We start from the raw sequence: 22,428 nt of genomic DNA, 5'->3' as shown, positions 1-22,428 counted from the left end.
CGCGGCCTACTCCTCTCCCCCGGCGACCAATGCGCGCTGATAGGCCGGGCGCGCGCGCATCGCCTTGGAGAACGAGGCGACATTCGGGAACTCTTGTTCCCGGCCCAATCTGGCAAGGGCGCCGGCGGGAAAGCTCAGCATGATGTCGACGGCGGATAATTCATCCAGCACGAAATGGCCTGAGGGGCGCAGCAGTGTTTCCAGATAGCTGAAATGGTTGGTCAATTCCTGTTCGATTCGGGGGTGCAGCGGAGCACCCGCATCACCCAGCAGACCCACATAGAGGTTCAGCAAGAGTGGTGTCATCATCGAACCTTCGGCGAAATGCATCAGTTCCAGATGGCGGATATGCGCCTCGCTACCAAGTTCCGGCACCATTTGCGGGCCGTGCCGGGCGCAGATGATCTCGACGATGGCGCCGGATTCGGTCACTTTCTGACCCTCGATCTCGACCACCGGTGATTTCCCCAAAGGGTGGATCGCGCGCAGTTCCGGCGGCGCGAGGCGGGTGGTTTCATCGCGCTGATAGCGGATGACCTCATACGGTAGCTCCAGTTCTTCGAGCAGCCAGAGGATACGCTGCGAGCGGGACTGATTCAGGTGGTGGAGTGTGATCATGGGGATTGGTCCTCTGGTGGTAGCCAGCCGCGTATGGCATCTGCCACGGCCTTTGGGATTTGGTGATGTAGCCAATGATCAGCTCCCGCGAAATCGATGCGGGTCAAATCGGCGGCGAAGTCTTCGAGACCCTCGGTGGCCTCGGGCAGCAACGCGGTGTCATTGTTGCCCCAGAGCAGCAGATGCGGGCATTTCACATGCAGTCGGTCAAGCGGCAGGGCAGGCAGATCAGTCAGCGTCTGGCCGGGGCGGGCCAGTTTCAGCGGCGAGGCACGGTACCAGTTGAGCATACAGTCCAGCCGTCCGGGCCGTGCCCATTCGGTGCGATAAGCGGCCAGCCGTTCCTTGGTCATCCAGTTGTGATCCATGCCATGTTGGAAAAACCGTTCCAGCCGCGCAAAGTTGTTTTCAGACAGCGATGCCGTCGCCTCTGGCTGTCGCAGCACGTTGATATATTGCGATGCGGTGCATTGCGGTCCGCCCGCCGCCAGAGCCCGCTGGAACGGCACGGGATGCACCCCGTTTGCGATGATCAGCCGCGTCACAAGCTCGGGCCGGAACATGGCCAGCCCATAGGCCACTGACGCGCCCCAGTCATGCCCCAGCACCGCAACCGGTCCGCCGTTCTGTTCGATGAGCGTTGCCATGTCCGAGACCAGCGCCGACGCAACGTAGTGCTCGATACCGGACGGTGCCCAGCTTTGACCGTATCCGCGCTGATCGGGGGCGATGCAATGAAAACGGTCGCTCAGATGCGGCGCAAGATCGGACCATGCGCCGCCATATTCGGGAAACCCGTGAAGCATCAACAGCTTTGGCAGGGCCGGGTCGCCCCATTGCCGCAGAAAGAAGCCCCGTCCGTTGAGGGTAACTGTCCGGCTGTCCATCACATGCTCCGCTTGGTGCTGCAGTCAAACAGGCATTCCCATCGATGGAAACCCGTGTGCCGGATTTTGGTTGCGTTTCGTAGGGTCGCCACCCGGCATGTGATGATTTTTTGACACCGATCAAGGCGGCGTTCGCGCGACCTCGTTACCCTGCCGCCAGAATGAGACAGGAGGGATTTACATGACGCAAGAGACCCGAACACAGACGCCATCGCCACTCAGCAATGGGGCTGCCGTAACTACCAAAGCCACGCAACCTGACACGACCCCAAAACCCGGAACCGCCCCCAAAGCGCCAAGCCCCGATGATGTGCGGAGGGCCTTTGAAAGCGGCCGATATCCTTATGACCGCAAGCTGCCCCGACGCCGCTACGAGGCAGAGAAAGCCAAATTGCAGGCGGAATTGCTCAAGGTGCAGCTCTGGGCGCAGCAAACCGGACAGAAATTCGCCCTGATCTTCGAAGGCCGCGATGCGGCGGGCAAGGGCGGCACCATCAAGCGGTTCATGGAGCATCTGAACCCGCGTGCGGCCCGTGTCGTCGCCTTGAACAAACCTAGCGAAGAAGAGCGCGGGCAGTGGTATTTCCAGCGCTATGTGCGCGAGCTGCCGACCTCTGGCGAAATGGTGTTCTTCGATCGCTCCTGGTACAACCGCGCCGGGGTCGAGCGGGTGATGGGGTTTTGCGGGCCCAACGACTATCTCGAATTCATGCGTCAGGCGCCCGATCTGGAACGGATGCTGGTCCGGTCCGGGATACGGCTGTATAAGTACTGGTTCTCGGTGACGCGCCCCGAGCAGAAGAACCGGTTCAAAAGCCGCGAATCCGACCCGTTGAAACAGTGGAAGCTGTCGCCCATCGACAAGGCCAGTCTTGGCAAATGGGACGACTATACCGAGGCGAAAGAGGCGATGTTCTTCTACACCGACACCGCCGACGCACCTTGGACTATCGTCAAGTCGAACGACAAGAAACGGGCGCGGCTGAACTGCATGCGGCATTTCCTGTCGACGCTTGACTATCCGGGCAAGGATCACGATCTGGTCGGCGCGCCGGACCCGCTGATCGTAGGGCATGCGAACCATGTGATCCACGGGTCCGAGCATATCCTGGGCACCGCGCTGCATCCAGACGCACGCAAGGTGGGCTGATCCTCAGAAGATCGCCTGCAGGCTGCCCAGCAAAGGTGCGAGCCTTTGGTGGGTGGCGCGGATGGTGGCGACGGGGCTGGCGATCTCCGCCTTGTCCAGATCGTGCCAGACCGTCAGCGCCTTGCGGCGCAGCAGCGCGCCCCGAGGATGATCCTTGTCATAGGGGGCGGGAACCCGCTTGAGTTCAGGCGCGCCAATACGCAACCCGTCGGCGGCAAGGCGGTCCAGTTCGGCTGTGATCTTTGCGCCCCGCGCGCCGTCAACGCCAGCCCGCCAGATCGGCAGGGCCGTCTTGTCAAATCCCATGAACCCGGCACCGGCACTCACATAGTTCAGCCCGATCCCAAAGAAGAGCGCCGGGCGTGGCCCGCTCTCTGATGGCAGGCTCCACAGCATATGCAGATGCGTGTGATAGGGCGTCTTATCCTTGGAAAACCGCACATCGCGATGCGGGCGGAACAGTTTGATTCCGGTACCCGTGCCAAGATCAGCGGCGATGATGTCAAGTAGCGCCATCGCGGGCGCTTTCAGCTTGTCCTCATAGGTCGGCTTGTGGGCCAGGAACCAGTCGCGCGTGTTGTTCCGGGCAAGATCGGACAGAAAACCGGTTGCATCCGGAACGAGGGTTGCGAAAGGGTCTGACATTGGGGCCTCGCTGTGCTGCGGTCATCTCCGGTTGCGAGTGTGCGGGGTTGAACCTGTCTCTTGCAAGTCTGAAAGGCCCGCCATATGGCTGTCGGATGAGTCCCACTATGACATATGGCGGCCATGTCCGCGCGATTGCCGTCCTTGGGGTCCCGCTGATCGGCGGGCACCTGGCGCAGTTTGCCATCGGTTTGACCGATACCGTCATGCTGGGCTGGTACGGGGTCGAGGCACTGGCCGCGGTGACCTTGGCATCAAGCTATTTCTTCGTGCTGTTCCTGCTGGGGGCGGGCTTTGCTATGGCGGTGATGCCGATGGTCGCTACCGCCGCTGCCGAAGAGGACGAGACCAGCATCCGCCGCATCACACGCATGGGGCTGTGGCTGTCGATGCTTTTCTTTGTCGTCGCCTTGCCGCTTTTGTGGTGGTCCTATCCGATCCTTCTGTTGATGGGGCAGGAGCCCGCAGTGGCCGAGACCGCGGCCACCTATCTAAGGGTCGCGGGTTGGGGCCTACTGCCTGCGTTGCTGGTGATGGTTTTGAAGTCTTATTTGGCGGCGTTGGAACGGACGCAGGTTGTGTTCTGGATCACTATAGCCGCCGCTGTCACCAATGCTGTGACAAACTACGCGCTGATCTTCGGCAACTGGGGCGCGCCAGAACTGGGCGTGATCGGTGCAGCAATCGCCTCGGTTCTCACCCAGATCGTGTCGCTGCTGGCGGTTGTTGTCTATGCGGTGCGGGTCCTGCCCGAGCATGAACTTTTCCGCCGCTTCTGGCGCCCGGATTGGGAAATGTTTGCGCGGGTGTTCCGGCTGGGCGTGCCCATCGGCTTGACCATGCTGAGCGAGGTGACGATGTTTGCTTCTTCGGCGCTGATGATGGGCTGGCTGGGGGCGATACCGCTGGCCGCCCATGGCATCGCGCTTCAGCTGGCCTCAGCCACCTTCATGGTGCATCTAGGACTGAGCAACGCGGCGACGATCCGGGCTGGCAATGCCTATGGCCGTAAGGACCGGGCGCATCTGGCGCGTGGTGCATTGGTCGTCACGATCATGTCGCTTGCGATTTCAGCGGTGGCGGTGACGCTGTTCCTAGTCTTTCCGGAACAGCTGATTTCACTGTTCATGGAAGCCGACGATCCGCATCGTGGGCAGATCCTGCTGATCGGCACCGGGCTGCTGGCGGTAGCGGCACTGTTTCAGACTGTGGACGGTGCTCAGGTCATTGCGCTGGGCGTGCTGCGGGGGGTGCAGGACACCACTGGCCCAATGGTGATCGCGGCGCTCAGCTACTGGCTGGTCGGCATCCCGGCTTCCTACATGTTGGGCTTCCAGATGGGTTGGGGCGGCGTCGGTGTCTGGAGCGGGCTGGTCCTCGGCCTTGCCTGCGCGGCAGTGCTGCTGATGACGCGGTTTTGGGGGCGGACGATCAACCGGGTCGGTGTCTTGGCCTGAGGTTTGATCCGACAGGCAATGGCAAGAAAGATCATGTCCGCTAAGCGCCCATACATCCCAAGCTGGCGCGGGGCGGCGAGTGCCGGCTTTCTGACACGATCAAAAACGTGACGGTATGAAGCGAAGTGCTGCCCCGGTGATTGTGGTACAGGTTTTTTCAGCCATTGCGACCAAATGCACTCCTTGCCAATAACGACAGTTTTTGGACGATGCGTATTAACGCGAGCAGCCTCATGTTGATCCGGCGGCTGACAATAGCAGACCTCTGCCGTTCCGTACGACCATCGTTGAAGATCTTCGGATTTGGCATTCTGGCGTTCATTTTTTGGAGGTGCTAGAGTGGGCCTTAAGGGAGGCAGCGTGTGGATCGCAAATTAGCGGCGATACTCGCCGCAGATGTCGTCAGTTTTTCGCAGATGATGCGTGACGATGAAGCGGGCACATTAGCGGCACTCTCTGCCTGTCGACGTATAATTGACCCGTGTATCCGCACAGGTGGCGGTCGCGTATTCGGTAGTGCCGGTGACAGCGTAATTGCGGAATTTGAAAGCCCTGTCGCTGCGGTTCGCGCAGCACTCGACATACAAAATCGGCTGACCAACCGAAACGCGAAGCAGTCTGACGGCGGCCAGATGCGTTTTCGGATCGGTGTCAATCTGGGCGACGTGGTCAGCGAGGGTGACAACTTGCTAGGTGATGGCGTAAACATCGCCGCGCGGCTCGAAGCCTTGGCCCCGCCCGGTGGCGTTTGCCTCTCTCGACAGGTGATCGATCAAATTTCCGGTAAGGTGGACGTGGCTTTTGCCAGCGCCGGACAGCAAGCTCTGAAGAACATTGCGCTGCCGATGGAGGTCTTTGTCTGGCCGGCCGAGGCCGCACGAAAAATGCGCCCACTCCCAAATTATGGCCGTTGGATCGCCGGGGTCGCTGCCTTCTTGGCCCTGACCGCAGGTGCCGCATGGTACAGTTTGAAGCCGCAGGACCAAACCACGCTGCCGACCGGAGCTCGGATTGCATTGGTGCCATTCGAAAACCTGAGCCCCGATCCTGGAGATCAGTTCTTCAGCGAAGGTCTGAGCCGGGACATCAACGCGCTTTTGGCAAAGTTCTCCAACCTCTTTGTCATTGCACCGGAAGCCACGACGGCTTTCCGCGACGATGCCGGATGCGACAATCTGCGGGAAGAGCTTGGAGCCGATTACATCCTGCGAGGCACGGTGCAACGCTCGGCTGACCGGCTCCGAGTCACAACGACGCTCACCGACGCCAAAACCTGTCGACAATTGACACCGCCAGGACCGTTCGATGCCGATCTTGACGCAGAAGGCTTGCTGGAAGTTCAGCTTGAAATCGCCCGAAAAGTCGCAGCCGCAATCGGGTCGAGCGACGCGCCACTCTTCAAATCGGCCATCGCGCAGGAAGTCAGAAGCAAAGCGCCGGAAAGTCTCGACGCGTATGAATGCGTCTTTCTGTCATTCTGGTTTTATCAAACCTTCGCCATTGAGGATCATCGCATCGCGCGTGACTGCTTGCTGCGGACAGTCAAAGCCGAACCGGATTATTCCTTGGCTTGGTCACGGCTGGCCTACAATTACCTCGAATCCAAAAAGCGCAAAATGGACCTGAAGCCTGACTGGTCTGATCAGGCTCTAAATGCAGCATCAAACGCACTCGATGCAGACCAGGACAATCCAGATGCGTATTATGCGCTGGCGATCCACAGCCGCATGATCGGAGAGAGCAAGGAAATCTTCTACAACTACGCGAACCGCGCCATTGAATTGAACCCCAACGATTCATGGATCTTGGCTGATCTAGGGGTCTTCTTGGCGTATTCCGGTGAGTGGGAGGAGGGTGAGGCCTGGATCGCACGAGCGCGCGCTTTGAATCCGAGACTTCATCCCGGTTATGGCAACGCTTTTCACCTGCACGCCATCGCCCGAGGTGATTACGAAGATGCAAAGGCCGTAATGGCCGGCATGGGCGGTGCGCGTAATCCCATGGGTATGGCATCAACGGCTGCGGCCCTTGCTCTTAATGGTGAAATGGAAGAGGCCAAAGACTTGGTCGAAGAAATGAGCCAAAAGTTCCCTGAAGCTATCAAAATCCCGCTTGCCCCATTCCGAGCGCGTGGAATGCCCGAGGAGCTGATTTCCAGAATAAGAGAAGGCCTTGAACTGACAGGGCTGGATATTCCTGATGAATGAGCCCGCGAATGCGCAACAAAGAAATTTGGCACCGCGATATCGATAAACACTTCGTCTGTTCACGTGTTAGCAAGTTTAGGATGTCCGGCCGACATAACCCGAAAGCAGGTCTTGGCATAGCCACAGCGAAAGCTCGCTTTGTTTTAGGTTTTCGAGGCGGATCTGAGTGCAAGACTTCAAAGTGTACTGATTGTCTCCGGCTTTGAAAAACCCTGACAAAATGGAACCCGCAGGCGCTGTTTTCTGGGATGCGCCGACCTGCCGTCACGCAGGAACAAACTTTCGGGAAATGTCAGCAATCTCCAGCTTGGAACGCAACAACCGCCCCGAATGTTGCCGGGACCCTTGTCGGAGCGAACGGCCCTGTAAGGTTCTGAGCGCTTCATACGGGCTCACGTTGGCTCGGGTGGGTTTGGTGGCGATCTGGATTTGCGTGTCGTCTTGCTCAGCTTGGCATGGCCGGGCAAGACCTAGCTTATCCCCAATGATCTGCTCGCGCAGCGACATTGTTCTCTTCTTTGGCATGGCAACCTCCATTGTCGACTTGGAAAGCACCAATCGTCAGGCAGGGGGGTCAGTGCGCAATATGCACCACGTTGGGAACGACGCGAAACATCAACGGCAAACGCCAGGGCCGCAGTAGCGGTTTCGTCCTCGTCCAAATTGTGGGCATTGATGACCAAGCCTTGAGAATGTGAGATTGGTCACGCCTCAGATCCATCAGATCACTCGGACCGCCCTTTGCCCAAAAGCCGGTCTGACTTTTTGCGCACCAGCACCGAGCGCAGGTCGTGCATAGCAAGAAGCAGGGCGTCGCTCACCTCTTCAAGCTGCGTGTCGCTCGCTTTGGACTGCGCCCATTGCGTGGTCAGGTTCAGGTGATCCACGGCCCTGTGGATGTCGTCGATGTCACGGCTGGCAAGCAACGCGGTCCGTGTCGCCATCCAGGCGCGGATCTCCTGCAGGTCCTGCTCGGATAAGTCCCGCTGCCCTTGCGGCTTGATCTCGCCATTGCGGATGTTGACCACCGCGATCTGGTCCATCTCGATCCGGCGCTGGCGGTTCTCCGTGTCCACGCGAAACACGACGGCTCCATTTTCGCGGACACGGAAGTAATAGTCGGGCAATTCGGCTGACATGCCTGCTCCTAATCTAGTTGAGTGCGGCGCAGAAGCGCTGGATGCGCGTGCAGGCCTCGGTCAGTGCCTCGTCCGAGGTAGCGTAGCTGACCCGAAAGTTGGGCGAAAGACCGAAGGCTGCACCGAACACCACCGCCACATCCGCCTCTTCCAGCAGGGCAGTGGCAAAGGCCTCGTCGTTTTCTATGACGGTCCCGGCGGGGGTGGTTTTGCCGATCAGGCCCGCGATGGAGGGGTAGACATAAAACGCCCCTTCGGGCACCGGGCAGGTGATCCCGTCGATCTGGCCTAGCATCGACACGACCAGATCGCGGCGGCGTTTGAATATCTCGTTATTGGGGGCCAGGAAATCCTGGGTTCCGTTCAGCGCCTCCACCGCGGCCCATTGGCTTACCGAGCAGGGATTCGAGGTGCTCTGCGACTGGATCTTGCGCATGGCGGCGATCAATTCGACCGATCCAGCGGCATAGCCGATGCGCCAGCCGGTCATCGCATAGGCCTTCGACACGCCATTGCAGGTGAGCGTGCGCTCATAAAGCCCCGGCTCGACCTGCGCGGGCGTGCAGAATTCAAACCCGTCATAGGCCAGATGTTCGTACATGTCGTCGGTCATGATCCAGACATGCGGGTGGCGCATCAACACATCGGTCAGCGGTTTCAACTCGTCCTGGCTGTAGCCAGCGCCAGTCGGGTTCGACGGTGAATTAAAGATGAACCATTTGGTGTTCGGCGTGATCGCCGCCTCAAGCTGCGCTGCGGTTAGTTTGAAGCTGTTTTCCAGTGCCGTCTCGACCACCACCGGCGTGCCGCCCGCCAGCAACACCATGTCGGGATAGCTGACCCAGTAGGGGGCGGGGATGATGACTTCGTCGCCGGGATTCATGGTGGCCATCAGCGCGTTGTAGAGCGTCTGCTTGCCGCCGGTGCCGACCGACACCTGCGCTGGCGTGTAGTCCAGCCCGTTATCGCGCTTGAGTTTGGCGCAGACCGCCTGCTTCAACTCGGGAATCCCATCGGGTGCCGTGTACTTGGTCTTGCCCGCCGCGATGGCTGCTACGGCCGCGTCTTTGATGTTCTGCGGCGTGTCGAAATCCGGCTCACCGGCGCTCAGACCAATTACGTCGCGTCCTGCGGTCTTCAGTTCCGCCGCTTTTGCTGTCATTGCAATGGTCGGAGACGGCTTTACGCGGGACAATGTCGCTGACAGGAAATTCATGGGCCACCTCGGTTTGTATCATGGGCGCGACTGTCATAGGGTGCGCCCAACCGGCGATCAAGCGATGAAGGACATGCGCTGATGAACAATGAAGCTAATGACTGGTACGGCCCCGACGCGGCAACCTTCGGGGACCGTGTCGCCGGCGCGCGCGAAGCGGCGGGCATGACGCAGACCCAGCTTGCGCGCCGGATCGGTGTCAAGAAGGCGACCGTTGCCGGGTGGGAGGATGATCTGGCCGAACCGCGTGCCAACAAGCTGTCGATGATGGCGGGGCTGCTGAACGTCTCGATCATGTGGCTGCTGACCGGTGAGGGCGAAGGCACCGATGCACCCGCCGAGGAAGGCGAGACCAATGGTGAGCTGACCTCGCTGGTGGGTGAACTGCGCGCAATCCGCGGCGAGATGCGCGGGTTGACCGAGCGGGCGGCACGGCTGGAAAAGAAGCTGCGCGGTTTGGCGGAGCAGGGCGCTTGAGCGAGCCGCGAGCGCATCGCCTCAAGCGTCTGAAGATGCGCTCGATGCGCCGCGGAATCAAAGAGATGGACCTAATCCTCAGCGCCTATGCCGAGGCAAATCTGGCGCAGCTCGATCCAGCGGCGCTGGATCTGTATGACCGGCTGCTGCACGAGAACGACCAGGACCTTTATCAATGGGTCACAGGGCAGGCCAGCGTTCCCGTGCCTTACGGCGAGTTGATAACCGATATCTCGCAAACCTTCCAAAAATAGACGAAAATTCCCCTTAACCGATTGTTTGGTTTTTCCGGTCATTCTTGTCGAAAGCAAGCGAGTCGGAGAAGCGGATGAGTATCGAAACACAGATCGCCAGCGATGGCGGCAAGGGGTACATGACCAGCTACCTTGAGGCGCTAGCGCTTGTGGAACGGCTGCACCGGCTGCTTCTCGATGTGATCAAGGACGAGTTCGAGCGGGTCGGTGTGCTGGAGATCAACGCAGTGCAGGCGCTGCTGTTGTTTAATATCGGCGACAATGAGGTCACGGCGGGTGAATTGAAAAGCCGTGGTTATTATCAGGGCAGCAATGTCAGCTACAACCTCAAGAAACTGGTCGAGATGGGCTATATGCACCACCAGCGCTGCGAGATTGACCGTCGCTCTGTCCGGGTGCGCCTGACCCAGCGCGGGCGCGAGATCCGCAATATTGTGGCCGATCTCTTTGCCCGCCATGCTGTGGGCCTGCAGCACAAAGGGGTGCTGGGTATGGAGGGGATTGAGGATATCACAAGCTCACTGCGCCGGGTCGAACGCTACTGGACCGACCAGATCCGCTATATCTACTGAGGTGCGGGGCGGCGAAGCGCCAGGCGATGCATGGGACCGATCGCGGACATCGCCGGTGCTTCCAATTCCCGCCTGAGTTTGCGCACCATCGCTTGCTCATATTGCTCGAATCCCAGTGCGATTTCGACAAAGGCACCGGGGCCAAGAATCACCCATGCGCGGTAATAGGCCGATAACTCCCCGATTTGGCCATATCTTCGGTTCTGCCCGAATCTCGGATCGGTTCCGATCAGCAATCCGTTGATGGTCAGCCCTTGAGCACTGAGGTCCTCCTGCACGTCGCGTGGATGCGGACCGAGATTGTGCTTGCCGTCGCCGGAAAGATCGAGCGTGCGTTTCCAGCAGTCACCCTGTTGCGCCAACATACCCGCGCCGAACCGCATCGACGCACCAACCGCAGTACCAGGATCCGCTGCCGCTCTTCTGGTGGCACGCAAAACCGCGGTGATCTGTTCCAAATCCGTTCGGTTTCGAATGTCGCGCCAATTGACCAGTACTCGCTGGTCACTTGCACCGCTCCATTCATAGACAGCAATCCGGACGGGTGCCGCCGGTTGCGTGGTCAAAAGTGTCACGATCTCGGGTTGGGTCAGCGCATTGGCCAACCCATCCAACTGCATCCGATATTCCTGACTGTCGACCGAGCCAGAGACATCCAACCCCAGCGCCAGCGCCTGACGACATTGCGCCTGGGCGCCGACAGCACCGAGGCAGAATGCAGTCAGTACCAGTGCACGGATCACCAATGGCCAGTGTTTTCCATACTGGCCCAGGGCTCAGCCGATGGCAGCGATTCGCCCTTTTGCAGAAGTTCGACCGAGATATTGTCGGGTGAGCGGACAAATGCCATATGGCCATCGCGTGGGGGCCGGTTGATCGTCACGCCATTGTCCATCAGGTGCTGGCAAGTCTCGTAGATATTGTCGACACCATAGGCCAGATGCCCGAAATGGCGGCTGTCGCTGGGCAGTTCGTCATCCCCGTCCCAGTTATAGGTCAGTTCGATCGGCGCGCCCTCCTGACCGGGAGGGGTCATGAAGACCAACGAGAACCGCCCCTGTTCGCTTTCGTAGCGGCGCGTTTCCTTCAGACCAAGCAATTCGTAGAAGGTCATCGATTTTTCCAGATCCTTCACGCGGACCATGGTGTGCAGATAGGTCAGACTCATCAGCATACTCCCTTGCGTTTGGCTCTAGCTTAGCGCTAACGCCGCAAAGGACCAGAGCAAGTCAGAAGGTTGATTCAATTCCCAGCGACAGCGAAGTCTCGGAAATGTCATAACGGCTGTCATTCGACGACCGCTTGCCGGTCCGCAGCCGTAGCACCGGGGCAAAGCCCGCATAATCATAGCGATGAAAGAAAAAGCTGACATCGCCATAAATCGACTTGTCGGTGCGCCCACCCGGCACCTCGATGAACCCGGCCGACAGGAAGCGGGGGTAGTGGGAATATCCCAGCACCAGCCCGGTATCGATCAGCACCGGACCGACCGGTTTGCCGAATCCATAGGCGACGCGGATCGAGGCGGAATAGAAAGTGCCATTGTCCCAGCGCGCCTTCGTGTCGCGAAAGGCCATATCCAGCGACAGCGTATCGCCGTTTTGCAGCGGTTTGGTCAGATAACCGCCCAAGCCAAGGATATTGGCGTCATTGGTCCCGAACCGTTCCGCAAAGCGGGTCTCGCCCAATCCACCAAAACGCAGCTTTGCTCCATTGTTCAGACGCCAGGTCCGATCGCCGCTGATCCGGGCGAAATTATAGGCCCGTTCACCGCCCCAATAAGAACTGCCCGCGGCAACACCCACCGATGCGCTGCCACCGCGTTCCGGCTTTCCAACCGCAAAGAGATGCCGGAACGAGAACTCGGCAAAGGTCGAATCAAGCTCGGACTCGTCGAAATCGGGTGCCTTGTCCTCGGAAGAGGACGACAGCTTGACTCGTTGCACGTAAAACCGGCTGCCAAGTGTCGTTCGACTGTCCTGTGTCTGGCGCAACCGGTAGGACACCGCCAGGTCGACCGAGGCGATCAGCCCCGAAAGGGCCTGCGCGCCACCACTTAACTGACCCACCACAGGTACACCGTCGATGATTTGCAGCGAGGTGTCGGCACCGCCATTTACGTTATCGGATGGGCTGAGTTCACCACGCAGTCGGAACGCCCAGGGGTTCAACTGTCGCAGCACCCGGTAGTCCCGCGCGATCAGGCGCTCGGATTCGTCATCTGGCGCGTGGATCGCTGTGCGGCGCAGCCAGACTTGAGACAACGTGTATTGCCGCGCCCCCAATGCCATGCGAGAGGCCAATTGCGCCGCCTGGAACTTGTCCTCGGATTTCTCCGCCAGCCGATATGATCGCGCCGCTGCCTTACGACCCTTGCGCACCTGCCCGAGATCGGCATGCGCGTTGGCTTTCAGATAATGCAGCACCGGGTCTTTCGGCCGCGCCTGCAAAAGCGCGTCCGACAATTGCAGCGCAACATCCGGCTGGCCGCTGCGCAAAGCCTGAAGGGCCAGGGCAAAGCCCTGGTCCAGTGTCAATTCCCGACTTTCTGCCTGTGCAAGCGCCGATTGGACCTGCACAAACATCAAGCAGAACAACAAAAGTCCCAGCTTGCACATGTAATTTACGGCGTTTCCGAACCGTGAAGCGATTGGACTACCGCGTCGCCGTAAAGACGCCATCCTCAAAAATCGTCGGCCCCGCCGCGTCGTCCAACGCGTCAATATGACCTTCAGCCCGGATCACACCACCTACGGCCGGTGCGCGCTCGCCGGCAAATGTACCCGCGTAAGATCCGATATTATCCGCATTGAGGTCGGTAAGCGTTCCGGTGAATGTTCCGTCGGCCCCAAGCGCTGTGGTTTCGAATCTCATATCATCAAGCAGCGTACCTGCCGGCAACGATATCGGGTTGTTGTCGTTATCCAGCAAGAGTACCGGGTCTTCAAATTGCCGCCCTGTAACCGTTCCTTCCTGAACTGTGTTGTCGGTGAAATCAGCCGTCACCGAGACGTCGCCTGATGTGCGAATGACACGACTCACACCCGGTCCGCCATCGGTATTCGCGTTGATAATACCAGCATAGGATCCCGTATAGAGAACATTGCCGACCGTTGGCTCGGTGCCGGTGAGATCCTCGTCTCTCGGTTTCGAGTAGGTGTTCTGGCGGGCAAAGTTCGCGCCGCCAAAAAAGGTTCCGGCAAATCCCGAGCCCGCATTCGCAACAAGAACGCCGTCCTGTTCGCGTACCAGCACAGTGTAGTGCCTCGAGCCACTGCGAGCCTGCGCGGTGAAGGCTTGGAAGCCAGGCACATCCAACGAGGCATCACGGGTATATTCGGCGGACAGAGACCCGTCGTCAAAGGGAAGGCCGGTCACCTCCAGCGTTGCAGGCTCACCTGTCGCGGGATTGCCGGGGTTGTAGACGACGGAATCAAGCTGTCCGGCAATGTTGTCGGGGGCGAGGAACCCCGTCGCGCCGGTGTCGCCACCGTCTCCACCACCGCCGCCATCGTCCGTATCGTCTTCGCTGAACACGCCCGAACCACATGCGGACACAAGGGACAGTGCTGCCACCGCCAACAGATACCGCTTCATCGCCTCAACCTCGATTTTTTCTTTGCTCACCAAAAAATCTTTCACACACATGCGAATGTCAATCGCATTGAAACACCAAGGCATGAAATGTGATATTAATGAGTGCCCCGATATAGCGGTTCAACCTTTGCAATTGTCCAGATATAGTCTCTACAGTGAGATTCTGAGCGCCCGCAGGAAGGGGACCCAATCATGTCGCTGTCGACCGAACAACTGGCGGAAATCGAAGCTCAGCGCGGGCAGGGTGCGCCGACCCGGCGTGTGGTGTCTGAGGGGCTTGAAAACCGGCTTTATACCGCGCATCCGGTGCTGGATCACGGCTTTGTCCGGGTTATCGACTATATGGGCGATGACGCCGCAATTTGTCAGGCGGCGCGGGTGTCTTATGGCAAGGGCACGAAATCGGTACAGAATGACGAGGGGCTGATCCGCTATCTGATGCGGCACTGGCATTCGACTCCGTTCGAGATGTGCGAGATCAAACTGCATGTGAAACTGCCGGTTTTTGTCGCCCGCCAGTGGATCAGGCACCGCACTGCCAATGTGAACGAGTATTCGGCGCGCTATTCGATCCTGGACCGTGAATTCTACATCCCCGCGCCGGACCATGTCGCCGCCCAGTCCGAGATCAACAATCAGGGCCGTGGTGACGCGCTTGAAGGCGAAGAGGCCGCGCGGGTTCTGGACATGCTCAAGGCTGACAGCACGCGGTGCTACGACAATTACGAGGCGATGATCTCGCAGGATGGCCAACAGGGGCTGGCACGTGAGCTCGCGCGGATGAATCTGCCAGCCAATATCTATACGCAATGGTACTGGAAAGTGGACCTCCACAACCTGTTCCACTTTCTGCGGCTGCGGGCGGATGCCCATGCGCAATATGAAATCCGGGTGTATGCTGATATCATGTGCGATATCGTCGCCGATTGGGTGCCTTTCGCCTTCAAGGCGTTCGAGGATTACCGCCTTGGCGCGGCCAGCCTGTCGGCCCAGATGGTGTCTTGCGTGCAGCGCATGCTGCGGGGCGAAGAGGTCGGGCAGGAAAACTCGGGACTGTCGGCGCGCGAATGGCGCGAATTCGAAGCGATCGTGCGGGGCAGCTAAGTCTGTCGCCGGAGCCTGCAGGTGGCGGAACCCCGTCTAATTCCGGGGCACCGCAGAGCCTTATGTGGCCTTGAGGTCTCCGGCCATCTGACGTCCGTCGCGGCCGTCGATTAGCTCATACGAGATCTGTTGATTGTCGGCGAGGCCCGTCAATCCCGAGCGCTCGACCGCCGAGATATGAACAAATACATCCTTGCCCCCGTCATCGGGGGCAATGAAGCCGTAGCCTTTGGTTGAATTGAACCACTTCACGGTGCCGGTCGGCATGTCCCGTGTCTCCTTCTGAACTTGTACGTGACCCCTAAATTGGCGGGGTGATCGACTGTACAATCCCAAACCCGCCCTCTTGGCTTTTGCAAATCGTGGCGAAGGTGACGCGTTTTGGTTGCACCGGCTACAAGATTGCACGGTGCCCTCAAAAATCAAGAGAAAGGGGATGCATCGCGACCAAATGCCGGATATTTCCACTCTGCAACAAGGAGATGGCATGAAACTCTACGGTCTGAAATCCTGCGCTACCTGTCGTAAGGCGTTGAAATGTCTTCCGGATGCGGAATTTATCGATGTTCGAAAAAGCGGTATTTCAGAGGCGGTATTAACCCGCGCATTGGCGGATTTCGGCGCGGCGCTGATCAACACGCGCTCAACTACATGGCGACAGCTGGATGCGAGCACGCGTGAATTGCCGCAGATGCAACTGCTGCAAAGCCACCCGACACTGATGAAGCGACCGTTGATCGAGCGGGATGGAGAACTGTTCCTCGGCTGGACGTCCCAAACGCGCGCAGCCCTTGGCGTGGACTGATCGCGCCCCTATCTGCTCAGAACCGCAACAGGAGATGACGCATGCGCAGTGCCGCATCGGTATTGGGAATAATCGCCGGAGTGATTGGGATGATCGTCGGCTTTTTCAGCTTCGGCTATGTCGAGGCGGTACAACATTTCGGCGAGGTGGACGGGCTATTCAACCAGGTCACCAATACCCAACTGATTCAGACCATGTCGATTGTCGCGCCGCTTCTGGCGATTGCCGGTGGGGCCATGGCGGGGGCGCGGGCGCTTTGGGGCGGGATCCTGCTGCTGCTCTCCGCAGCGGGGATGTATCACGCCTTTGGGTTCAACGCCTTCACTATGTTCCCGATCGCTTTTGCCGGGGTGGCCGGTCTTTTGGCGGTGACAGCGGGCAAACCCGATGAACCCAAGGCGCATTTCTGAGCTTATTTGAGACCCAACAACCGGTCGAGCGACAGCGGGCCGGGACCCTTGAACAGAATGACAAGGAACAGGAAGGTCCAAATCACGCGCTGATCGGCCAAAGTGATAGCATTGTCGAATAGCCCGCCAAAGGGAATATTGTGGCCGTTCACATCCACAATGGTCTGTACCCAGACAAAGCCGATCATGCCCAGAGCCGCCGCGCGGGTCAGCAGCCCGGCCAGAAGCAAGGCAGGCAGGACAAACTCGGCCACGGTCCCGGCAAAGATCACGAGGCGCTGGAAAAGGGTGATTTTGCTGATGTCATACAGCACCGCCTCGGCCGCTTTCGGAAACATCTGGCCGAAGGCTCCGGCAGACGGTGAAAAGATCGACCCGTCGATCTTGAGCATGGCCGAGTTCCAGTAATAGACGATGAAGATTGCGACAAAGACCAGCCGCGCCAGGGTTGGGACCAATATGTCCGATACCCTGTCAAACTTGTCGAAAATATCGTTGTAAAGCGTTATCAGGGCAGTCATGTGAGCGGCCTTTCCGTATTCAGAGTGGTAATCGCGCCACCCTGCAACAGCAGGGCGAGTGTGGCGCCGAGGTCGAAATCGGGATGTTCGGCAAGCGCGGTCTCATGCGCGGCGCCGATGGTTTGCCCACCCTGCAGGGCCGCGATCCACGGTGCACCGCCGGGGGGCAGCAGATTCGGCAAAGGGTCGAACTCGGCACGGGTGATCAGCGTGTTCTGGGCCTGCGCTTGCGGTTTCGGGGCATCGTTCTCGGTGTTGAATCGCCAGATTGCATGGATCGGCCAGGGCGAGCGCAGCAGCGCCATCGCCGGAGCAAATTCCACGGTCGCCGCCATCAGTTTTTCTGGATCGATGGCCAGCGCTTGCGGGTCAATCCCTGTGCTGTCAGCGGCGTGATAGGACCGGCGCAGCGCCAGTTCCAGCCGCGCCACATCCGGCAAGTAGCCCAAATGCGAGAGTTGCTCCATGCCTGCCAGAAATTCGGGGAATTCCTCGCCATAGAACATCATCAGCGGCGACGATGGCGGGTGACGGCGCAGGAAGCTCCCCGCCAGACCATCCATATTCTGTGGCCCGAGCAGCTTGGTGATGACGGGGAAAGCTTGATGCATCGCTTCGGTCAGCGAGACGGCCACATTGTTGCGGTAGACACTGAAACGTCGTCCTGCGGGGCGTGTTTCCGCATCGAACAGACCGTCCGGTACCGGCTGCGCCGGGTCCAGCAGCGCGGTGTGAAAGGCGGATTGGCTGACGCTCATGCCGGGATACGCTCCAGCGCCGCATGGGCGCGCGCGGCTTCGGCCTGCAGGACGGGCCAGTCGGGCACATCGGTGTCCCATTCCACCAGAACGGGTTTCGGACCGGACCGTTCCAGCACGTAGTCCAGCAGTGCCCAGACCGGATCGACCACCTCGCACCCGTGACTGTCGATCAGCAGCGGGTGGCCATGGTCATCCTCGTCTTCGTCATGGCCGCCCAGGTGGATTTCCCCCACCTTTTCCAGCGGGTAGGCGTCGATGTAACCCTGTGGCGAAAAATCCAGATTGGTGGCCGAGACAAAGACGTTGTTCACATCCAGCAACAACCCGCAGCCGGTCCGACGGGCGACCTCGCGCAGGAAATCGGGCTCGGACCAGTTGCTTTCGGCGAAGGCCAGATAACTGGACGGGTTTTCCAGCAGCATGGGGCGACCGAGAACCTCTTGCACCTGATCGATATGGGTGCAGATGCGGGCAAGGGTCGTATCGGTGTAGGGAAGCGGCAGAAGGTCGTTCAGGAAGTGGCTGTCATGGGTCGACCAGGCCAGATGTTCGGAGAAGCTGGCCGGGTTCAGCCAGCCGACAAGGTGTTTCAACCGGGCCAGATGATCGGCATCCAGCGGCTCCTCGCCTCCGATCGACAGGCCGACGCCGTGCACCGATATCGGAAATTGTTCGGATAGGTGGCGCAGCTGCGCCAAGGGCCGCCCGCCATCGCCCATATAGTTCTCGGCATGGATCTCAAGCCAGCCCACCGGCGCGGCGTCATTCAGGATCTGGGCAAAATGCTGGGGCTTGTACCCTACACCCGCCGCAAATGGCAGGCGGTTCGATCTGAGCGAATTGTCCAGCATCGGGGCACCCTCCGCCTGTCCATGAAATAGCCGATCAATGAATAAGGGGCGGGCGGTGAAATTGCGCCCGCCCCTTGGTACTCAATATTTGGCTTATGCCGGCAGGTCGCGATCCAGCGGCTCGAGCGAGCCGGTGCGTGCGCCACCATCTGCGGTTTTGGGCAGTTCGATCTTGTCGCAAGTGCCTGCATCGACCAGCGTCCAGGCGTTGCCCTGATAATCGACAGTCGAAGTGCCGGCACATGTGGTGCCCGGACCTGCAGCGCAGTCATTCTGGCCAGCCAGCGACACGCCATAGCACTTTTCCTTGGCTTGCGCATTGGCGGTGGTGGTGACCGAGGCGGTCAGGGCGGCAGCAACCGCACCGGCGACTGCAAGGGTTTTTGCGGAGTTCGACATCTCGTTAAATCCTCTTTCGGTGATTTCACTCGTCTGGGGTGACGACTAGAACATAGCTATTTGGCTGTGACCATTGAACTCACGAGCCCGTGCCTCACGGTCCCGTCAGACAATGTCATGTCGAAGGTACGCGCAATGCCGTGTAAATCAAGGAAATCCCGACCAAAAACGAAATCCGGCCCCGCGTGGGAGCCGGATTCCGGGCAGGATTTTGCCGAATGTTACAACTGATCGGGCGGGGTGGCCGCGCGTTTGAGCTCGATTGTTACATCCGAGAGCGGCTGCACGCTGGTCTGTTTCTCGCCCAGCCGGCGGACGCTGACGGTGCGGTCCTCGACTTCGCGATGACCGACCGCAAGGATGACCGGTACCTTGCCCACAGAATGCTCGCGGACCTTGTAGTTGATCTTTTCGTTGCGGATATCGGCCTCGGCCCGGACGCCCGCGGCGCGCAATTCGGCGACGACCTCGTTCACGTATTCGTCGGCCTCGGAGGTGATCGAGGCCACGACAACCTGACGCGGGGCCAGCCAGAAGGGCAGTTTGCCCGCATGTTCCTCGATCATGATGCCAACGAACCGTTCGAACGAACCAAGGCAGGCGCGGTGCAGCATATAGGGACGCTGCTTGCTGCCATCGGCGGCGACATAGCTCGCCCCCAGCCGATCCGGCAGGTTGGGGTCAACTTGGAAGGTGCCGCATTGCCAGACCCGACCGATGGCGTCGGTCAGGTAGAAATCCAGCTTTGGCCCGTAAAAAGCGCCATCTCCGGGCTCCAGCGTGAAATCGCGGCCCGTTGCCTTGATTGCGCTTTCCAGCGCGCCTTCGACATGATCCCAACTTTCATCGCTGCCCACACGTTTTTCAGGGCGGGTGGCGAACTTGATCTCGAACTTCTCAAAGCCGAGGTCGTTGTAGACATCGGCGAGGAAGTTGATGAACTTGGCGCATTCCGCCTCGATCTGATCCTCGGTGCAGAAGATATGAGCGTCGTCCTGGGTGAACCCGCGCACCCGCATGATGCCATGCAGGGCGCCCGAAGGTTCATAGCGCGAACACGAGCCAAACTCGGCCAGCCGCAGCGGCAAGTCGCGATAGGATTTCAGGCCCTGATTGAACACTTGCACATGGCAGGGGCAGTTCATCGGCTTGAGCGCGTTGACCGCCTTTTCCTTGGCATGTTCTTCCTCGACCTCGACGATGAACATGTGCTCCTGGTATTTGTCCCAGTGACCCGAGGCCTCCCACAGCTTGCGGTCGACGATCTGCGGTGTGTTGATTTCGTCATAGCCACCCGCGCGCTGTTTGCGGCGCATGTAATCCTGCAGGGTGGTGTAGATGGTCCAGCCATTGGGGTGCCAGAAGATCTGGCCCGGGGCCTCTTCCTGCATGTGGAACAAGTTCATCTCGCGGCCCAGCTTCCGGTGGTCGCGCTTGGCGGCCTCTTCCAGCATGTGCAGATGGGCCTTGAGCTTTTCCTTGCCGGTAAAGGCCACGCCATAGATGCGCTGCAGCATGGCGCGGTTGCTGTCGCCACGCCAATAGGCGCCTGCGATGGACATCAGCTTGAACGCATCGCCGGGCACCTGTCCGGTATGCTGCAGATGCGGGCCACGGCAGAGATCCTGCCAATCACCATGCCAGTACATGCGCAGCGGTTCGTCGCCGGGAATGGCGTCGATCAGTTCGACCTTATAGGGTTCGTTGTTGTCGGTGTAGTGTTGCACCGCCTTGGCGCGGTCCCAGACCTCGGTCGTGACGGGCTCGCGCTTGTTGATGATCTCTTTCATCTTCTTTTCGATCGCGCCCAGATCTTCGGGGGTAAAGGGCTCTTCGCGGTCGAAGTCATAATACCAGCCGTTCTCGATGACGGGGCCGATGGTGACCTTGGTGTCGGGCCAGATCTCCTGCACGGCGCGGGCCATGATATGGGCCAGGTCGTGTCGGATCAGTTCGTTGGCCTGATCTTCGTCTTTCATGGTGTGGATGGCGATCTGCGCGTCCGCATCGATGGGCCATTGCAGGTCCCAGTGCTGGCCGTTCACCGTGGCCGAGATGGCCTTTTTGGCCAGTGAAGTCGAGATATCGGCGGCGACCTGCGCGGGAGTAACTCCTGCGGCATAGGATCGTGCATTGCCATCGGGAAAAGTAAGAGAGACGGATTTTGAATCCAGGGCCATGATCTGGCTCTCCTCGTCGGTTTGGCGCCCACTGAACGCCCGGTTGCGGGTTATTTGCGTCGGAGTGATGTGGCAGGGGATTTGCTGCCTGTCAAGCGCGGGCGACGGGCAATTCGCTTGGGTCTTGTCAGCCCGGTGAAGAGCGGATCACTGCAACGGGTCGGGCACGGCCTTTCGGATATCGGTCGAGTAGTCCGGGGTCAGGCCCACCTCACGTGCGACATCGGTGATATGGGCGCGGGCATGCAACTGGTCGAAGCTGAGGCGGGTGTCCAGAACGCCCAAGTCGTAGGCATATTCGGGCAGGTATCCGTTGACGAAGATGCGCCAATCCATCGGTATGGTGACAAACAACTGCCGGATCATTGACATAACCACCGTGGTGCAATTGGTTGTCAGGCTGTTGTACCATTTTGGTTCGGTGGCGAGCGCATTGGAGGTTTCGACATAGTCTACCAGCAAGGCGCGAGCGTTCTTGGGTGAGGCGTTGAGACGATATAGCTGCACATCCTCGCCCCTGATATTGGTGCGCAGGCCGACCAGGTCGCGCTCGTCTCCGGCGATCAGGATCAGCGTGTGGGTCTTGAAGGCGTCTTTCAGGGGCGAGAATTCGCTGCCCTTGAAATGGCGCACCTCGGCGGACCAGGCGAGGTAGTCACCCCCTTCGAACCCGAAACTGACAATCATATGGGCGATGGAGGGACCGGCCCAGTAGGACATGAACATATCCGCTGTTTGCAGTTTGCTCAGGTCATAGCTGCGGGTTTCCCAATTTGGCGAGAACGTGTCCTCAGTCTGCCAATTGAAGTTACGCACGCCGTCCAGTGTCAACCTGTCGCCTTCGATGGTGCCGGTCACCTGTAGCGCGTCATCGGCAGCCCAGTCGCCGTCGAGCGGGGGGGTGATGGTTTGCCACCAATAGGCGACGGCAATCAGTGCTGTAACAAAGCCTACCAGCATCTTCACCCGGCCGGGCCAGAACTGGGCGATAACCGTGGCGCAGCCCAGAAGGGTGAACAGCCCGGCGATGATCCCACGGGCGACCACGGGGCCGGGCAAGTGAAACCAGAGGGCAAGGCTGCCCCAGAGCGTGAACAGGGCCACGCCGATCATGATCAATGCGATCAGCAGAAGTCGCAGGAATGTCAGCAGCACAGGCTCCGTGATTGTTGCGGGAA

Annotated in this window: 26 protein-coding genes and 1 pseudogene; 10 read left to right on the top strand and 17 right to left on the bottom strand. The window is 59.5% G+C overall.

Annotated features, from left to right (window positions below):
* Positions 1 to 6 precede the first annotated feature (6 nt).
* Together AB1E33_RS03865 and AB1E33_RS03860 are read right to left on the bottom strand one after the other, a co-directional pair.
* Positions 7 to 618: a glutathione S-transferase family protein gene (locus AB1E33_RS03865; RefSeq protein ID WP_372575922.1), complete on the bottom strand. Its 612-nt coding sequence runs from the start codon at positions 616 to 618 to the stop codon at positions 7 to 9.
* On the bottom strand, positions 615 to 1,505 hold the full coding sequence (locus tag AB1E33_RS03860; RefSeq protein WP_372575921.1) for an alpha/beta fold hydrolase: 891 nt from the start codon (positions 1,503 to 1,505) through the stop codon (positions 615 to 617). The genes AB1E33_RS03865 and AB1E33_RS03860 overlap by 4 nt, the downstream gene beginning before the upstream one ends.
* Positions 1,506 to 1,686: 181 nt before the next feature.
* On the opposite strand from AB1E33_RS03860, the gene ppk2 reads away from it, so the two are divergent.
* The gene (gene ppk2, locus AB1E33_RS03855) at positions 1,687 to 2,655 is read left to right on the top strand and encodes a polyphosphate kinase 2 (protein ID WP_372575920.1); all 969 of its coding nucleotides are present in this window, start codon (positions 1,687 to 1,689) and stop codon (positions 2,653 to 2,655) included.
* 3 nt (positions 2,656 to 2,658) lie between these two features.
* Here ppk2 and AB1E33_RS03850 read toward each other — a convergent pair whose 3' ends face one another.
* Positions 2,659 to 3,300, bottom strand: coding sequence for a TIGR02453 family protein (locus AB1E33_RS03850; protein WP_372575919.1), 642 nt, complete (start codon positions 3,298 to 3,300; stop codon positions 2,659 to 2,661).
* A 107-nt stretch (positions 3,301 to 3,407) separates the two neighbouring features.
* On the opposite strand from AB1E33_RS03850, the gene AB1E33_RS03845 reads away from it, so the two are divergent.
* The 3 genes and pseudogenes from AB1E33_RS03845 to AB1E33_RS03835 all read left to right on the top strand — a co-directional run bounded on the left by AB1E33_RS03845 (position 3,408) and on the right by AB1E33_RS03835 (position 6,964).
* Entirely contained in the window at positions 3,408 to 4,757 is a 1,350-nt protein-coding gene (locus AB1E33_RS03845; protein WP_372575918.1) for an MATE family efflux transporter, read from the top strand.
* A gap of 362 nt (positions 4,758 to 5,119) precedes the next feature.
* Positions 5,120 to 5,575, top strand: a pseudogene (locus tag AB1E33_RS03840) (adenylate/guanylate cyclase domain-containing protein); the annotation flags it as partial.
* 117 nt (positions 5,576 to 5,692) lie between these two features.
* On the top strand, positions 5,693 to 6,964 hold the full coding sequence (locus AB1E33_RS03835) for a hypothetical protein (RefSeq protein WP_372575968.1): 1,272 nt from the start codon (positions 5,693 to 5,695) through the stop codon (positions 6,962 to 6,964).
* Between the two features lie 264 nt (positions 6,965 to 7,228).
* On the opposite strand, the gene AB1E33_RS03830 is transcribed toward AB1E33_RS03835, so the two are convergent.
* From AB1E33_RS03830 to AB1E33_RS03820, 3 genes are all read right to left on the bottom strand, one after another.
* Positions 7,229 to 7,489 carry a hypothetical protein gene (locus tag AB1E33_RS03830; RefSeq protein ID WP_372575917.1) on the bottom strand — a complete coding sequence of 87 codons (261 nt, stop codon included), beginning with the start codon at positions 7,487 to 7,489 and terminating at the stop codon, positions 7,229 to 7,231.
* Positions 7,490 to 7,689: 200 nt separating this feature from the next.
* Complete coding sequence (locus tag AB1E33_RS03825) at positions 7,690 to 8,103, bottom strand: hypothetical protein (protein WP_372575916.1); 414 nt, start codon at positions 8,101 to 8,103, stop codon at positions 7,690 to 7,692.
* A gap of 13 nt (positions 8,104 to 8,116) precedes the next feature.
* A complete protein-coding gene (locus AB1E33_RS03820) occupies positions 8,117 to 9,319 on the bottom strand; it encodes a pyridoxal phosphate-dependent aminotransferase (RefSeq protein ID WP_372575915.1) in 1,203 nt (400 codons plus the stop codon).
* A gap of 81 nt (positions 9,320 to 9,400) precedes the next feature.
* Here AB1E33_RS03820 and AB1E33_RS03815 point away from each other — a divergent pair, with 81 nt between their 5' ends.
* The 3 genes from AB1E33_RS03815 (at position 9,401) to AB1E33_RS03805 (ending at position 10,622) form a co-directional block, all read left to right on the top strand.
* Entirely contained in the window at positions 9,401 to 9,796 is a 396-nt protein-coding gene (locus tag AB1E33_RS03815) for a helix-turn-helix domain-containing protein (RefSeq protein WP_372575914.1), read from the top strand.
* Positions 9,793 to 10,050 carry an FAD assembly factor SdhE gene (locus AB1E33_RS03810; RefSeq protein WP_372575913.1) on the top strand — a complete coding sequence of 86 codons (258 nt, stop codon included), beginning with the start codon at positions 9,793 to 9,795 and terminating at the stop codon, positions 10,048 to 10,050. The genes AB1E33_RS03815 and AB1E33_RS03810 overlap by 4 nt, the downstream gene beginning before the upstream one ends.
* A gap of 74 nt (positions 10,051 to 10,124) precedes the next feature.
* Positions 10,125 to 10,622 (top strand): MarR family winged helix-turn-helix transcriptional regulator, encoded by a 498-nt coding sequence (locus AB1E33_RS03805; protein ID WP_372575912.1) that lies wholly within the window; start codon positions 10,125 to 10,127, stop codon positions 10,620 to 10,622.
* Here AB1E33_RS03805 and AB1E33_RS03800 read toward each other — a convergent pair.
* The 4 genes from AB1E33_RS03800 to AB1E33_RS03785 form a co-directional block, all read right to left on the bottom strand.
* Positions 10,616 to 11,365, bottom strand: coding sequence for a DUF1194 domain-containing protein (locus tag AB1E33_RS03800; protein ID WP_372575911.1), 750 nt, complete (start codon positions 11,363 to 11,365; stop codon positions 10,616 to 10,618). The two genes, AB1E33_RS03805 and AB1E33_RS03800, sit on opposite strands and share 7 nt — an antisense overlap.
* Positions 11,362 to 11,790 carry a VOC family protein gene (locus AB1E33_RS03795; RefSeq protein WP_372575910.1) on the bottom strand — a complete coding sequence of 143 codons (429 nt, stop codon included), beginning with the start codon at positions 11,788 to 11,790 and terminating at the stop codon, positions 11,362 to 11,364. The genes AB1E33_RS03800 and AB1E33_RS03795 overlap by 4 nt, the downstream gene beginning before the upstream one ends.
* 61 nt (positions 11,791 to 11,851) lie before the next feature.
* Positions 11,852 to 13,159, bottom strand: a complete 1,308-nt coding sequence (locus AB1E33_RS03790) for a hypothetical protein (RefSeq protein WP_372575909.1) — start codon at positions 13,157 to 13,159, stop codon at positions 11,852 to 11,854.
* Positions 13,160 to 13,277: 118 nt separating this feature from the next.
* Positions 13,278 to 14,249, bottom strand: coding sequence for a hypothetical protein (locus AB1E33_RS03785; protein ID WP_372575908.1), 972 nt, complete (start codon positions 14,247 to 14,249; stop codon positions 13,278 to 13,280).
* A 162-nt stretch (positions 14,250 to 14,411) separates the two neighbouring features.
* On the opposite strand from AB1E33_RS03785, the gene thyX reads away from it, so the two are divergent.
* The gene (gene thyX, locus AB1E33_RS03780; RefSeq protein ID WP_372575907.1) at positions 14,412 to 15,323 is read left to right on the top strand and encodes an FAD-dependent thymidylate synthase; all 912 of its coding nucleotides are present in this window, start codon (positions 14,412 to 14,414) and stop codon (positions 15,321 to 15,323) included.
* A gap of 60 nt (positions 15,324 to 15,383) precedes the next feature.
* Here thyX and AB1E33_RS03775 read toward each other — a convergent pair whose 3' ends face one another.
* Positions 15,384 to 15,590, bottom strand: a complete 207-nt coding sequence (locus AB1E33_RS03775) for a cold-shock protein (protein ID WP_372575906.1) — start codon at positions 15,588 to 15,590, stop codon at positions 15,384 to 15,386.
* A 220-nt stretch (positions 15,591 to 15,810) separates the two neighbouring features.
* Between AB1E33_RS03775 and AB1E33_RS03770 the strand changes: the two genes are divergently transcribed.
* Positions 15,811 to 16,128, top strand: a complete 318-nt coding sequence (locus AB1E33_RS03770; protein ID WP_372575967.1) for an arsenate reductase family protein — start codon at positions 15,811 to 15,813, stop codon at positions 16,126 to 16,128.
* Between the two features lie 41 nt (positions 16,129 to 16,169).
* Entirely contained in the window at positions 16,170 to 16,538 is a 369-nt protein-coding gene (locus AB1E33_RS03765) for a hypothetical protein (protein ID WP_372575905.1), read from the top strand.
* A gap of 2 nt (positions 16,539 to 16,540) precedes the next feature.
* Here AB1E33_RS03765 and AB1E33_RS03760 read toward each other — a convergent pair whose 3' ends face one another.
* The 6 genes from AB1E33_RS03760 to AB1E33_RS03735 form a co-directional block, all read right to left on the bottom strand.
* Positions 16,541 to 17,059, bottom strand: a complete 519-nt coding sequence (locus AB1E33_RS03760) for a hypothetical protein (protein WP_372575904.1) — start codon at positions 17,057 to 17,059, stop codon at positions 16,541 to 16,543.
* Positions 17,056 to 17,817 (bottom strand): HvfC/BufC N-terminal domain-containing protein, encoded by a 762-nt coding sequence (locus tag AB1E33_RS03755; protein WP_372575903.1) that lies wholly within the window; start codon positions 17,815 to 17,817, stop codon positions 17,056 to 17,058. Before AB1E33_RS03755 ends, AB1E33_RS03760 begins: the two co-directional genes overlap by 4 nt.
* Positions 17,814 to 18,671, bottom strand: coding sequence for an MNIO family bufferin maturase (gene bufB / locus AB1E33_RS03750; RefSeq protein ID WP_372575902.1), 858 nt, complete (start codon positions 18,669 to 18,671; stop codon positions 17,814 to 17,816). Before bufB ends, AB1E33_RS03755 begins: the two co-directional genes overlap by 4 nt.
* A gap of 93 nt (positions 18,672 to 18,764) precedes the next feature.
* Complete coding sequence (locus AB1E33_RS03745; protein WP_372575901.1) at positions 18,765 to 19,070, bottom strand: BufA1 family periplasmic bufferin-type metallophore; 306 nt, start codon at positions 19,068 to 19,070, stop codon at positions 18,765 to 18,767.
* A 221-nt stretch (positions 19,071 to 19,291) separates the two neighbouring features.
* Positions 19,292 to 21,250, bottom strand: a complete 1,959-nt coding sequence (gene thrS / locus AB1E33_RS03740; RefSeq protein ID WP_372575900.1) for a threonine--tRNA ligase — start codon at positions 21,248 to 21,250, stop codon at positions 19,292 to 19,294.
* Between the two features lie 147 nt (positions 21,251 to 21,397).
* Positions 21,398 to 22,405, bottom strand: a complete 1,008-nt coding sequence (locus tag AB1E33_RS03735; protein WP_372575899.1) for an Lnb N-terminal periplasmic domain-containing protein — start codon at positions 22,403 to 22,405, stop codon at positions 21,398 to 21,400.
* Between the last annotated feature and the right edge of the window lie 23 nt (positions 22,406 to 22,428).

Source organism: Ruegeria hyattellae, from assembly GCF_041537925.1.
In the GTDB taxonomy this organism is placed as follows: Bacteria; Pseudomonadota; Alphaproteobacteria; order Rhodobacterales; family Rhodobacteraceae; genus Ruegeria_C.
This window is presented reverse-complemented; position numbering and strand designations above follow the sequence as displayed.